Annotated in this window: 12 protein-coding genes; 8 read left to right on the top strand and 4 right to left on the bottom strand. The window is 53.5% G+C overall.

Annotated elements, in window-relative coordinates:
• The first annotated feature begins 152 nt into the window (after nt 1-152).
• The 3 genes from glnS (at nt 153) to chiQ (ending at nt 4,052) form a co-directional block, all read left to right on the top strand.
• Nucleotides 153-1,820, top strand: coding sequence for a glutamine--tRNA ligase (gene glnS, locus WLO31_RS05710; RefSeq protein ID WP_435929532.1), 1,668 nt, complete (start codon nt 153-155; stop codon nt 1,818-1,820).
• Between the two features lie 460 nt (nt 1,821-2,280).
• Nucleotides 2,281-3,678, top strand: coding sequence for a chitoporin ChiP (chiP, locus tag WLO31_RS05715; protein WP_435929533.1), 1,398 nt, complete (start codon nt 2,281-2,283; stop codon nt 3,676-3,678).
• Between the two features lie 47 nt (nt 3,679-3,725).
• Nucleotides 3,726-4,052 carry a ChiQ/YbfN family lipoprotein gene (chiQ, locus tag WLO31_RS05720; protein ID WP_435929535.1) on the top strand — a complete coding sequence of 109 codons (327 nt, stop codon included), beginning with the start codon at nt 3,726-3,728 and terminating at the stop codon, nt 4,050-4,052.
• 87 nt (nt 4,053-4,139) lie between these two features.
• On the opposite strand, the gene fur is transcribed toward chiQ, so the two are convergent.
• The 4 genes from fur to ybfF all read right to left on the bottom strand — a co-directional run bounded on the left by fur (nt 4,140) and on the right by ybfF (nt 6,791).
• Nucleotides 4,140-4,592 carry a ferric iron uptake transcriptional regulator gene (gene fur / locus WLO31_RS05725; protein WP_435930524.1) on the bottom strand — a complete coding sequence of 151 codons (453 nt, stop codon included), beginning with the start codon at nt 4,590-4,592 and terminating at the stop codon, nt 4,140-4,142.
• 298 nt (nt 4,593-4,890) lie between these two features.
• Nucleotides 4,891-5,421: a flavodoxin FldA gene (gene fldA, locus WLO31_RS05730; RefSeq protein ID WP_435929536.1), complete on the bottom strand. Its 531-nt coding sequence runs from the start codon at nt 5,419-5,421 to the stop codon at nt 4,891-4,893.
• 176 nt (nt 5,422-5,597) lie between these two features.
• Entirely contained in the window at nt 5,598-5,879 is a 282-nt protein-coding gene (gene ybfE / locus WLO31_RS05735; protein WP_435929538.1) for a LexA regulated protein, read from the bottom strand.
• Nucleotides 5,880-6,014: 135 nt separating this feature from the next.
• Nucleotides 6,015-6,791, bottom strand: a complete 777-nt coding sequence (gene ybfF, locus WLO31_RS05740) for an esterase (protein ID WP_435929539.1) — start codon at nt 6,789-6,791, stop codon at nt 6,015-6,017.
• A gap of 185 nt (nt 6,792-6,976) precedes the next feature.
• On the opposite strand from ybfF, the gene seqA reads away from it, so the two are divergent.
• The 5 genes from seqA to phrB all read left to right on the top strand — a co-directional run bounded on the left by seqA (nt 6,977) and on the right by phrB (nt 12,154).
• A complete protein-coding gene (gene seqA, locus WLO31_RS05745) occupies nt 6,977-7,531 on the top strand; it encodes a replication initiation negative regulator SeqA (protein ID WP_435929540.1) in 555 nt (184 codons plus the stop codon).
• Between the two features lie 22 nt (nt 7,532-7,553).
• A complete protein-coding gene (gene pgm, locus WLO31_RS05750) occupies nt 7,554-9,194 on the top strand; it encodes a phosphoglucomutase (alpha-D-glucose-1,6-bisphosphate-dependent) (protein ID WP_435929542.1) in 1,641 nt (546 codons plus the stop codon).
• Between the two features lie 264 nt (nt 9,195-9,458).
• Nucleotides 9,459-9,665, top strand: coding sequence for a YbfA family protein (locus WLO31_RS05755; RefSeq protein WP_435929543.1), 207 nt, complete (start codon nt 9,459-9,461; stop codon nt 9,663-9,665).
• A gap of 94 nt (nt 9,666-9,759) precedes the next feature.
• Nucleotides 9,760-10,716, top strand: coding sequence for a YbgA family protein (locus WLO31_RS05760; protein ID WP_435929544.1), 957 nt, complete (start codon nt 9,760-9,762; stop codon nt 10,714-10,716).
• A 13-nt stretch (nt 10,717-10,729) separates the two neighbouring features.
• On the top strand, nt 10,730-12,154 hold the full coding sequence (gene phrB / locus WLO31_RS05765; protein ID WP_435929545.1) for a deoxyribodipyrimidine photo-lyase: 1,425 nt from the start codon (nt 10,730-10,732) through the stop codon (nt 12,152-12,154).
• Nucleotide 12,155 lies beyond the last annotated feature (1 nt).

A 12,155-nucleotide genomic window follows, 5' to 3' on the forward strand; every position in this document is an offset into this window, starting at 1 on the left:
GGGTTAATCTTCAGCCGCTTTTTTATTGCGTCGAATTAAACTTCCCTGCGCTTTCACCGCGCTCGCCTAATTTGTGCAACTAAAGGTTGTTTCCCGTCCCTGCTTATTGGATCATGCACCGTTAACGAAAGTTTTGTCTTGAGGAATCCGCGATGAGTGAGGCTGAAGCCCGCCCAACTAACTTTATTCGCCAGATTATCGATGAAGATCTGGCCAATGGTAAGCATGACCGTATCTGCACTCGTTTTCCGCCGGAGCCAAATGGCTACCTGCACATCGGCCATGCGAAATCTATCTGCCTGAACTTTGGTATCGCCCAGGATTATCAGGGGCAGTGCAATCTGCGTTTCGATGACACCAACCCGGTAAAAGAAGACATCGAATATGTAGATTCGATTAAGCACGACGTAGAGTGGCTGGGCTTTCACTGGTCCGGTGACGTGCGCTACTCATCTGACTACTTCGACCAGCTGTTTAATTACGCCGTTGAGCTGATTAACAAAGGTCTGGCGTACGTAGACGAGCTGACGCCTGAGCAGATCCGCGAATATCGTGGCTCCCTGACGGCGCCCGGCAAAAACAGCCCGTATCGCGATCGCAGCGTTGAGGAAAACCTCGCCCTGTTCGAGAAAATGCGTAACGGTGAGTTTGCCGAAGGAACCGCGTGCCTGCGTGCGAAAATCGATATGGCGTCGCCTTTCATCGTGATGCGCGATCCGGTGATTTACCGTATTAAGTTTGCCGATCATCACCAGACGGGCAGCAAGTGGTGCATCTACCCGATGTATGACTTCACCCACTGCATTTCCGATGCGCTGGAAGGCATTACCCATTCGCTGTGCACGCTGGAGTTCCAGGATAACCGTCGTCTTTACGACTGGGTGTTAGACAACATCACCATTCCGGCTCACCCGCGTCAGTACGAGTTCTCGCGCCTGAATCTTGAATACGCCATCATGTCCAAGCGCAAGCTGAACCTGCTGGTGACCGAGAAGATTGTCGAGGGCTGGGATGACCCGCGTATGCCGACTATCTCCGGCCTGCGTCGCCGTGGTTATACCGCGGCTTCTATCCGTGAGTTCTGCAAACGTATCGGCGTGACTAAACAGGACAACACCGTTGAGATGGCTTCTCTGGAGTCGTGCATCCGTGACGATCTCAATGAGAACGCGCCGCGCGCCATGGCCGTATTGGATCCGGTGAAAGTAATCCTCGAAAACTATCCGCAGGGTGGGGAGGAGAGGGTAACCATGCCAAATCATCCTAACAAGCCTGAAATGGGTAGCCGTCAGGTTCCTTTCAGCGGCGCAATCTATATCGACCGCGCCGATTTCCGTGAAGAAGCGAACAAGCAGTACAAACGCCTGGTGTTGGGCAAAGAAGTGCGCCTGCGCAACGCTTACGTGATCAAAGCTGAACGCGTAGAGAAAGACGAGGAAGGCAACATCACCACGCTGTATTGCACCTACGACCCTGAAACGCTGAGTAAAGACCCGGCGGACGGTCGTAAGGTGAAAGGCGTCATTCACTGGGTAAGCGCAGCCCATGCGCTGCCGGTAGAGATTCGTCTCTACGATCGTCTCTTTAGCGTAGCGAACCCGGGTAGCGCGGAGGATTTCCTGGCGACAATTAACCCGCAGTCGCTGGTTATCAAACAAGGTTTCGTTGAGCCGAGCCTGCAGAATGCGCAGAAAGGTAAAGCTTACCAGTTTGAGCGTGAAGGTTATTTCTGTCTCGACAGCCGTTATGCAACCGCTACCAGCCTGGTGTTCAACCGCACCGTCGGCCTGCGTGATACCTGGGCAAAAATAGGCGATTAATCCGCTGTGCCTGCATATCAAACGCCGCTTAAAGCGGCGTTTTTTTTCGCTTGTCGTTCAGCGGGTTAATTCATTATTCACATTCGCGTCACGAATTAATGCTTAATATAGGCCCTGATAATAATTGTCTGCGGTTGACCTTATTTTGTAAAAATTCTCATTACCGCTTATGAGAGCGCTTTCATTTTTAAAATTTTGCTCAATTGACTGAATTTAATGGCATAAAATTTCCGCTAAGCAAACTGTTACAAATGCTCATAAATTATGTGCTCTTCGTCATACTACGGGAATTAACTCTTATAAAGTCGTTGATAATTCGCGTCGCGAAAAATAGTCTGTTACTCAGAAGTCAATGCGGTGGAAATATTCATCACCGCTTTTTAGCCGTCAGGCATTTTTATTTTTCACCGTCAGGTGTTTTACGCCGGGTGATTATTTATACGTCAAAGAGGATTTTACTATGCGTACGTTTAGTGGCAAACGTAGTGCGCTGGCGCTTGCAATCGCCGGTGTCACCGCCCTTTCAGGCATTGTTATTGTACCGCAGGCAATAGGTGCAGGATTTGTTGATGATTCAACGCTCACCGGCGGCGTCTATTACTGGCAGCGTGAACGCGATCGTAAAGACGTTAATACCAATAAATACGAGACGAACCTTTCTCATTCCACCTGGAACGCCAACCTTGATTTCCAGTCCGGCTATGCGGCCGATATGTTTGGCCTGGATATCGCGGCGTTTACCGCCATTGAAATGGCTGAAAATGGCGACAGCGGTCACCCGAACGAAATCGCTTTTTCTTCTAAAAATAAAGCCTACTCCGAAGACTATTCCGGCGATAAAAGCGGCATCAGCCTCTATAAAGCTGCGGCAAAATTTAAATATGGCCCGGTCTGGGCGCGTGCAGGTTATATCCAGCCAACCGGCCAGACGCTGTTAGCGCCGCACTGGAGCTTCATGCCTGGTACCTACCAGGGTGCAGAGGCGGGCGCTAATTTTGATTACGGCGATGCGGGCGCGCTGAGCTTCTCGTATATGTGGACGAACGAGTATAAAGCGCCGTGGCATCTGGAAATGGACAAGTTCTATCAGAACGATAAGCACACCAAAGTCGACTATCTGCACTCGGTCGGGGCGAAGTATGACTTTAAAAACGATCTGGTGCTCGAAGCGGCATTCGGTCAGGCGGAAGGTTACATCGACCAGTACTTCACCAAAGCAAGCTACAAATTTGATATCGCTGGCAGCCCGCTGACCACCAGCTATCAGTTCTACGGTACGCGCGATAAAGCCTCCAGCGGCGGCGTTAACGACATTTATGACGGCACCGCGTGGCTGCAGGCGCTGACCTTCGGTTACAAAATTGGTCAGGTTGACCTGCGCCTGGAAGGAACCATGGTTAAGGCCGACGGCCAGCAGGGCTACTTCCTGCAGCGTATGACGCCAACGTATGCTTCCTCCAACGGTCGTCTGGACGTGTGGTGGGATAACCGCTCCGACTTCAACGCCAACGGCGAAAAAGCGGTATTCGCGGGCGCTATGTATGACCTGAGCAACTGGAATCTGCCGGGGTGGGCGGTTGGGGCTTCCTACGTTTATGCCTGGGATGCTAAGCCAGGCTCAACGCCGACCACCGACGGCTATTACGACGCGGATCGTCGCCTGAAAGAGTCCTCTTACAGCCTGGATGCGCTTTATACCGTTCAGGACGGACGTGCGAAAGGCACGCTGTTCAAACTGCACTTCACCCAGTACGACAACCACTCGGATATCCCAAGCTGGGGCGGCGGTTACGGCAATATCTTCCAGGATGAGCGTGACGTGAAGTTTATCGTTATCGCGCCGTTCACCATCTTCTGATTTGATTCCGGGCGCGCAGGCGCCCGGCTTTAGTGAGGATACTGACCATGAAGAAAGCTATTCTGCTGTCTGTGATTACGCTGGCCCTGGCCGCCTGCGCGCAGCCGAAGGCGGCGCCTGAGGATACAAAGTTGAAAGCCGCCTACAGCGCCTGCATTAATACCGCAGAAGGTAATCCGGACAAGGTGCAGGCCTGTCAGAGCGTGCTGAACGTGCTGGCTCAGGAGAAACAGCATCAGGAGTTTGCGAAGAAAGAGACCGTTCGCACCCTTGATTATCAGAAATGTATTCAGGCTACGCGTACCGGCAACGACCAGGCTGTTAAAGCGAAATGCGATAAAATCTGGCAGGAAATTCGCGCCAGTAATAACTGAGCCGGATGCAGATAATAAAAAACCGGTGAATTTCCTCACCGGTTTTTTTGTCTCTGACTCATCCCGCAGGGGAGGTCAGCGTGCGGATTACTTTTCGCTGATTTCGTGGGCGTTTTCGTCAGTACGACAGTCGCCTTCGGCGCAGTGGCCATAAAGGTAAAGGCTGTGGTTGGTCAGACGGATCCCGTGACGGGTGGCGATCTCACGCTGGCGGGATTCGATTGAGTCATCGCTGAATTCAATCACTTTGCCACAGTCCAGACAAATCAGGTGATCGTGATGATGCTGCTGGGTCAGTTCGAATACCGACTTGCCGCCTTCAAAATTATGACGGGTAACGATACCTGCGTCATCAAACTGGTTCAGCACGCGGTAAACCGTGGCCAGACCAATCTCTTCACCCATATCAATCAGTCGCTTGTATAACTCTTCCGCACTGACGTGGTGGTTCACCGGTCCCTGCAACACTTCAAGGATTTTTAATCGCGGAAGCGTGACTTTCAGGCCGGCCTTCTTTAATGCGGTGTTGTTGTCAGTCATGCGGAAATTGTCCTGTTGCTTAACGTTTTGCTCGGACTCGTTGAGCGTTAAGTGAATGCATCTCATTATATACCCTTCTCATGTGGGTATAGTACAGCCACGTCTAAATAGAAACTGTAAGTGTGAAGCATAACACAGCTAAAAAATCGTGGCCGAGTCGCTATTTGCTGGCATCTTAGCAAATAGGCCTGGGGGATATTGTACAGAGATAGCGAGAAAAGTTACAAAATTGTAGCAATTATTTTCATTGGTAATATCTATCGATACGGCGCAAACGAGTTATTTGCGCCGCATTGCATCAGGCGTTAATGATATCGGCCAGATTCAGCTCATCGGCAACCTGTTTGGTCCATTTTTCAACGCGTTCAGCGGTCAGCTCCGGCTGACGGTCTTCGTCGATAGCCAGACCTACGAAGTGATCGTCGTCAGCCAGCCCTTTAGAGGCTTCGAAATGGTAGCCAGCGGTTGGCCAGTGGCCTACGATCGCCGCGCCGCGAGGTTCAATGATATCGCGAATGGTGCCCAGCGCGTCGCAGAAGTACTCCGCGTAATCTTCCTGATCGCCGCAGCCAAACAGCGCAACCAGCTTGCCGTTGAAATCCACTTCTTCAAGCGTCGGGAAGAAGTCGTCCCAGTCGCACTGCGCTTCGCCGTAGTACCAGGTAGGAATACCCAGCAGCAGGATGTCGAAACTTTCCAGATCTTCTTTACTGCTCTTCGCAATGTCACGCACTTCAGCAACATCTTTACCGAGCTGTTTTTGAATTATTTTTGCGATATTTTCGGTGTTGCCAGTATCGCTGCCGAAAAAAATGCCTACGATTGCCATGAGTTAAATAACCTCTTGAAACTTAATGGTATGGTGGCGGAGAATTGCCCACAGATAGGGCAATCATAGCAGAACAGGCCGCGGTGCGGAAACAGCTATCATGGCGCTGTGCACAGACTGCAACATGATGGCGCATTAAGCGCCACTTTGATAAATAACGGGGCGGGGCGGGAAGGTTAGCTCAGATGCCGTTTTAGCTGCGCTAACAATATCTCTTCAATCAGTTCGCTGCGGCTGATATTTCTGGCTTCAGCAAGCTGGTTAAGCGCATCCACCGCGTCGTTGTTGAGCTTTAGCTCTACTCGCTTCAGGCCGCGGACTTTATCGCGTCTGAGCTGGTTACGTTTGTTGATGCGCAGCTGCTCATCGCGCGTTAGCGGATTGGTTTTTGGCCGCCCCGGGCGACGCTCGTCCGCGAACAGATCTAATGTTGTACGGTCCGTTTGTTCTTTTGCCATGATTAGAGTACTGACAGGGAATTCAGGATGCTGCGAGCAGAATGCTCCGGCGCATTTAAGCGCGCCATCATACATCAGCGAGTCCGGCGCGCCAACGCGTTAGCCGCAACTTGCGGCCAGTCGGTCTGTTTTTAATCAGTTTGGGGAAGATTCATCGATAAAACGGTGAATGGCGCGTAAAACCGCTTCCGGTTTCTCGGCGTGAACCCAGTGACCTGCGCCTGCAACAACATGAGCACGTGCCTGAGGAAACTGCGCCAGCAGGGCAGCCCGATGCGTTTCATCCACATAAGGCGAAGCGCCGCCGCGGATAAACAGCGCCGGATGCTCCCAGGTGGGAACGGTTTGCCAGCCAACGATATTTTCGTATTCCTTCCACAGCGCCGGCACGTTGAATTTCCACTCGCCATCGGCAAACGACTTCAGCAGGAACTGAATCACGCCTTCTTCTTTTATATGCTCGCGCATCAAAGCTGCGGCCTGCTGGCGCGTCTTCGCGCCAGCTTCGCTTACGGCGTTTATTCCCGCGAAGATTTCATCGTGGCGACGCACCTGATAGTCGACCGGCGCGATATCGATCAGCACCAGTTTGTCGATGCGCTCAGGCGCGATAGCCGTTAAGGCCATTGCTACTTTCCCGCCCATCGAGTGGCCGATAATTATCGCCTTTTCAAAACCGTATTCGTCCAGGGTTTCCAGCACGTCCTGCGCCATCGCCGGATAGTTCATTTCGTCGCTGCGGGGAGACAGGCCGTGATTACGCAGATCTATTTGCAGCAACGTATGATCCTGCCCGAGATCGCGGGCGAGCACGCCGAGGTTATCAAGGCTGCCAAACAGGCCGTGGATGAGAACAACAGGGGAATTGCTGGTCGATTGTTGCGTAGTTTGCAGGCGAGCGTTTAATTTCATGGCAAAGTTCTTTTTTTTGATTCGTAGGGTTAGGGTATCATGAAGGCATTCCTGCCGCAGTGCCGCGAACATTCAGTTTAATCTGGCTTTACCCGGCGGCACCTGTTTGGCGCTACCCGCTGTTGGGATTTGCCCCTATAATCCCAACGACTTGTATTCAGAATAAGATATCGCACTGGATGAAGATGAAAACGATTGAAGTTGATGACGAGCTGTATCGCTATATTGCCAGCCACACGCAACACATTGGCGAGAGCGCGTCCGATATTTTACGGCGTATGTTGAAATTTACCGCCGGTCAGACTTCCGCAGCGACGACTACCCCTACAGCGAATTCCGCACAGCTCGCGGCAACCCCTGCTTCCGAAGCGAAACCTGTAAATCGGGCTGGCGATCGCGTGCGCGCCGTCCGTGAGTTGCTACTCTCTGATGAGTACGCGGAACAAAAGAAAGCAGTTAATCGCTTCATGATGGTGCTTTCTACGCTCTATCAGCTGGATGCGAAAACCTTTGGTGAAGCGACCGAGTCTTTGCACGGCCGTACCCGCGTCTATTTTGCCGGCAACGAGCAGACGCTGCTGGCCAGCGGCAATCAGACCAAGCCAAAACACGTTGCGGGCACCCCATACTGGGTTATCACCAATACCAATACGGGTCGCAAATGCAGCATGATCGAACACATCATGCAATCAATGCAGTTCCCGGCGGAATTGATTGAGAAGGTTTGCGGCACTATTTAATCAGCGTCAAAAGGAAGGGCCAATGGCTAACCACAACCGTGCAGGTCAACCTGCGCAACAGAGCGATTTGATTAACGTAGCCCAGCTAACGGCCCAGTACTACGTGCTGAAACCAGAAGCGGGTAATAGCGAACATGCGGTGAAATTCGGCACTTCCGGCCACCGCGGCAGCGCGGCTCGTCATAGCTTTAACGAACCGCATATTCTGGCGATCGCGCAGGCGATTGCTGAAGATCGTGCTAAAAATGGCATCACCGGGCCGTGCTATGTCGGTAAAGACACTCACGCCCTGTCCGAGCCTGCGTTTATCTCCGTGCTGGAAGTGCTGGCGGCAAACGGTGTGGATGTCATTGTCCAGCAGGCGAACGGCTATACGCCAACGCCTGCGGTCTCTAACGCGATTCTGATGCACAACAAAAAAGGCGGCGCTCAGGCGGACGGTATCGTTATCACGCCTTCGCACAACCCGCCTGAAGACGGCGGCATCAAATACAACCCGCCTAACGGCGGTCCGGCCGATACTAACGTCACCAAAGTTATCGAAGAGCGTGCAAACGCGCTGCTGGCAGGCGGCCTGAAGGATGTGAAACGTATCTCACTCGACGAGGCCTGGGCAAGCGGGCACGTGACGGAGCTGGATCTGGTGCAGCCGTTTATCGAAGGGCTGGTGGATATCATCGATATGGCCGCCATCCAGAAAGCGGGCCTGAAGCTGGGCGTTGATCCGCTCGGCGGCTCCGGCATCGAGTACTGGCAGCGTATCGCGAAACACTACAATCTGGATCTGACCATCGTAAACGATCAGGTGGATCAGACTTTCCGCTTTATGCATCTCGACAAAGACGGCGCGATCCGCATGGACTGCTCGTCCGAGTGCGCGATGGCAGGGCTGCTGGCGCTGCGCGATAAATTCGATCTGGCCTTTGCCAACGACCCGGATTATGACCGTCACGGCATCGTTACCCCGGCCGGCCTGATGAACCCGAACCACTATCTGGCCGTGGCGATTAATTACCTGTTCCAGCATCGTCCGCAGTGGGGCAAAGATGTGGCGGTAGGTAAAACGCTGGTCTCTTCCGCAATGATTGACCGCGTGGTCAACGACCTGGGCCGCAAGCTGGTGGAAGTGCCGGTTGGCTTTAAATGGTTTGTAGACGGCCTGTTTGACGGCAGCTTCGGCTTTGGCGGCGAAGAGAGCGCCGGGGCCTCCTTCCTGCGTTTTGACGGCACGCCATGGTCAACCGATAAAGACGGCATCATTATGTGCCTGCTGGCGGCAGAAATTACCGCCGTAACCGGTAAAAACCCGCAGCAGCATTATGACGAGCTGGCCGCCCGCTTCGGCGCGCCAAGCTACAACCGCCTGCAGGCTTCTGCTACTTCCGCGCAGAAAGCGGCGCTGTCAAAACTCTCTCCGGACATGGTCAGTGCTGATACCCTGGCGGGCGACCCGATCACCGCCCGCTTAACGGCGGCGCCGGGCAACGGCGCTTCCATTGGCGGCCTGAAGGTGATGACGGAGAACGGCTGGTTCGCCGCGCGGCCTTCCGGTACGGAAGATGCGTACAAAATCTACTGTGAAAGTTTCCTGGGCGCTGAGCACCGTCAGCAGATAGAGAAAGAAGCGGTAGAGATTGTCAGCGAAGTGCTGAAGAACGCATAGTCAGCAGCTGTAAAGCTAAAAAGGCGCCGCAGGGCGCCTTTTTTACGCCTGTCGCCAGCAAAGACCATTATTTAACTAATGATTAGTACTTATTTAACTTTCCTGTAACTAAATTACGGAATGAACGTAAAGATCTGCGCAACGAGTGCGATCCGGTGGTCGGATGAGTAGTAAATTTTCAGCCGATGCGATACTATTTTGTTCAGATAACAAGTTCTGAATTCCCGGCTTTTGCTGCCGGTCACAAAATAAAGGGAGAAGCCTATGTCTTTATACAAAGAATATCCTGCGCATCAGGTTATCCTGCGTCGCACCTTCGCAGTCATCATTGGCGTGCTGGCGCTGCCGGTGATGCTGTTCTGGAAAGATCGCGCGCGTTTTTACAGCTACCTGCACCGCGTCTGGTCGAAAACCAGCGATCAGCCGGTCTGGATGGCTCAGGCGGAAGCCGCCTCCGGCGACTTCTACTGAAGCCTGAACTGAAGCCAAAAGGCTACCCGAAGGGGTAGCCTTTTTTGTTATGGCAACTTGCTACACTTAGGATTCAACACAAAGGAGCCAGCCCATGAGCGACAACATTCCGGTCGGCATCAGTGCCTGTTTACTCGGGGAGAAGGTCCGTTTTGACGGCGGCCATAAGCGGCTGGCCTTTGCCGTTAACGAGCTTGCGCCCTGGGTGCGTTTCGAGCCAGTTTGTCCGGAGATGGCGATAGGCTTGCCTACGCCGCGTCCGGCGCTGCGTCTGGTTAAAATCGATGAAGGCGAAATTGCGCTTCGCTTTAGCAACCGTACCGAAGGGGATTTAACCCCGGCGATGCGGGATTTTTCCGCCAGGCGTATCGCCGGGCTGGAACATCTTTGCGGCTATATCGTTTGCGCCAAATCGCCGAGCTGCGGCATGGAGCGGGTGCGGGTTTACGAGCCTGCGGGAAATAACAACCGTAAAAGCGGTACGGGGATCTTTACCGCAGAGCTTAAAAGCCAGATGCCCTGGCTACCCGTTGAAGAAGACGGTCGTTTACAGGATCCTGCCATCCGCGAGAATTTTGTCGAGCGTATTTACACGCTTTTCGAACTCAATAACCTGCGCAAAAAAGGGCTGACGAGAGGCGGGCTTATCGGTTTTCACAGCCGCTATAAGCTGCTTTTACTGGCGCATTCCCAGCCGCAATATCGCGAGCTCGGGCGCTTTGTCGCGGATATCGAAAACTGGGATTCGCTGGATGCGTTCTTTATCGAATACCGCCAGCGCTTAATGGCCTTGCTTGAGCACCAGGCCACGCGCCGCAACCACACGAACGTGCTGATGCACGTTCAGGGCTACTTCCGTCGCCAGTTAAGCTCCCGCCAGCGTCAGGAGTTAGCGGGGCTTATCGATCGCTACCGGCAGGGAACCCAGCCGCTTCTGGCGCCTCTCACCCTGTTAAAACATTACATGGCAGAATATCCTGACCAGTATTTAGCGCAGCAACGCTATTTTGAACCCTATCCGGAAGCTTTACGCCTGCGCTACGGCAACTAATTCAGGGAGTTGTATGGCCACTCATCTGGTCTGGTTTCGCAATGACTTACGTGTTTCCGATAATCTGGCGCTCGCGGCGGCCTGCCGCGATCCGCAGGCTAAGGTTATCGGCTTTTTTATCGCCACGCCTGAGCAGTGGCGGCAGCACAATATGTCGCCCCGTCAGGCAGAATTTATCTGGCAGCATCTTTTGGCGCTGCAAAACGCTCTGGCCGAACGAGGGATAGAGCTTTGCATAAAACAGGTGGCCGATTTCGCCGCTTCCATTGCATGCCTGAAAAACTTCTGCGCCAGCCGGAACGTCGATGCGCTGTTCTACAACTATCAGTATGAAATCAATGAACGCGAGCGTGATGCGGCGGCGGAGAAAACCCTCGGGCGGGAGGTGATATGCCAGGGTTTTGACGACAGCGTGCTTCTGCCGCCCGGCAGCGTGACCACTGGCAATCATGAGATGTATAAGGTTTTTACTCCGTTCAGCAAGGCATGTATTAAACGCCTGCGGGAAGAGTTGCCGGAATGCGTGGCGGCGCCGCCTCCGCGTGGCGAACCGCTCGCCATCAAAGAACCAGCGCCGTTTAATTATCCGCGTGAAAAAGTGGATACCGCGCTGTTTCCCCTCGGCGAACGTGCGGCGATCGCAAAGCTTCGGGAGTTTTGCCTGCGTCCTGTCGCCGACTATTCTGCACAACGAGATTTTCCGGCAGTGGAAGGGACCAGCCGTTTATCGCCCTGGCTGACGCTTGGGGTGATATCACCGCGTCAGTGTCTTCACCGATTATTAAAGGAGCATCCGCAGGCGCTGGAAGGCGGAGCGGGAGCTAGCTGGTTAAACGAATTAATCTGGCGTGAATTTTATCGTCACCTGCTGGTAGCTTACCCTAAGCTCTGCCGCTTTCATCCGTTTATCCCATGGACAGACAAGGTGCGCTGGCGTCAGGATGATGGGCATCTGAAAGCCTGGCAGCAGGGGAAAACCGGCTACCCGATTGTCGATGCCGCAATGCGTCAGCTCAACGCCACGGGCTGGATGCACAACCGCCTGCGTATGGTCGCAGCCAGCTTTCTGGTAAAAGATTTGCTCATCGACTGGCGGGCGGGCGAGCGCTATTTTATCTCGCAGTTGCTTGATGGCGATCTTGCGGCAAATAACGGCGGCTGGCAGTGGGCGGCCTCCACCGGCACCGATGCCGCCCCCTATTTCCGCATTTTCAATCCCACCACGCAGGGGGAGCGATTTGATGCCGAAGGGGCGTTTATTCGTCGCTGGGTGCCCGAACTCAGGATCGTTCCCGGCAAACATATTCATTCTCCCTGGATGTGGGCCGATAAACAGCAGCAGACTCTGGACTATCCGCGCCCGATTGTTGACCATAAGCAGGCACGTACTGCGACACTTGCCGCCTATGAGGCGGCCCGAAAACCGGAAGACCAATAAG

Source organism: Dryocola sharpae, assembly GCF_051307055.1.
GTDB lineage: Bacteria > Pseudomonadota > Gammaproteobacteria > Enterobacterales > Enterobacteriaceae > Dryocola.

What these genes read in the sequence shown, in the direction of transcription:
- glnS (WP_435929532.1), top strand. Translation starts at nt 153, where the DNA reads ATGAGTGAGGCTGAAGCCCGCCCAACTAACTTTATTCGCCAGATTATC.
- chiP (WP_435929533.1), top strand. Translation starts at nt 2,281, where the DNA reads ATGCGTACGTTTAGTGGCAAACGTAGTGCGCTGGCGCTTGCAATCGCC.
- chiQ (WP_435929535.1), top strand. Translation starts at nt 3,726, where the DNA reads ATGAAGAAAGCTATTCTGCTGTCTGTGATTACGCTGGCCCTGGCCGCC.
- fur (WP_435930524.1), bottom strand. Translation starts at nt 4,592, where the DNA reads ATGACTGACAACAACACCGCATTAAAGAAGGCCGGCCTGAAAGTCACG.
- fldA (WP_435929536.1), bottom strand. Translation starts at nt 5,421, where the DNA reads ATGGCAATCGTAGGCATTTTTTTCGGCAGCGATACTGGCAACACCGAA.
- ybfE (WP_435929538.1), bottom strand. Translation starts at nt 5,879, where the DNA reads ATGGCAAAAGAACAAACGGACCGTACAACATTAGATCTGTTCGCGGAC.
- ybfF (WP_435929539.1), bottom strand. Translation starts at nt 6,791, where the DNA reads ATGAAATTAAACGCTCGCCTGCAAACTACGCAACAATCGACCAGCAAT.
- seqA (WP_435929540.1), top strand. Translation starts at nt 6,977, where the DNA reads ATGAAAACGATTGAAGTTGATGACGAGCTGTATCGCTATATTGCCAGC.
- pgm (WP_435929542.1), top strand. Translation starts at nt 7,554, where the DNA reads ATGGCTAACCACAACCGTGCAGGTCAACCTGCGCAACAGAGCGATTTG.
- WLO31_RS05755 (WP_435929543.1), top strand. Translation starts at nt 9,459, where the DNA reads ATGTCTTTATACAAAGAATATCCTGCGCATCAGGTTATCCTGCGTCGC.
- WLO31_RS05760 (WP_435929544.1), top strand. Translation starts at nt 9,760, where the DNA reads ATGAGCGACAACATTCCGGTCGGCATCAGTGCCTGTTTACTCGGGGAG.
- phrB (WP_435929545.1), top strand. Translation starts at nt 10,730, where the DNA reads ATGGCCACTCATCTGGTCTGGTTTCGCAATGACTTACGTGTTTCCGAT.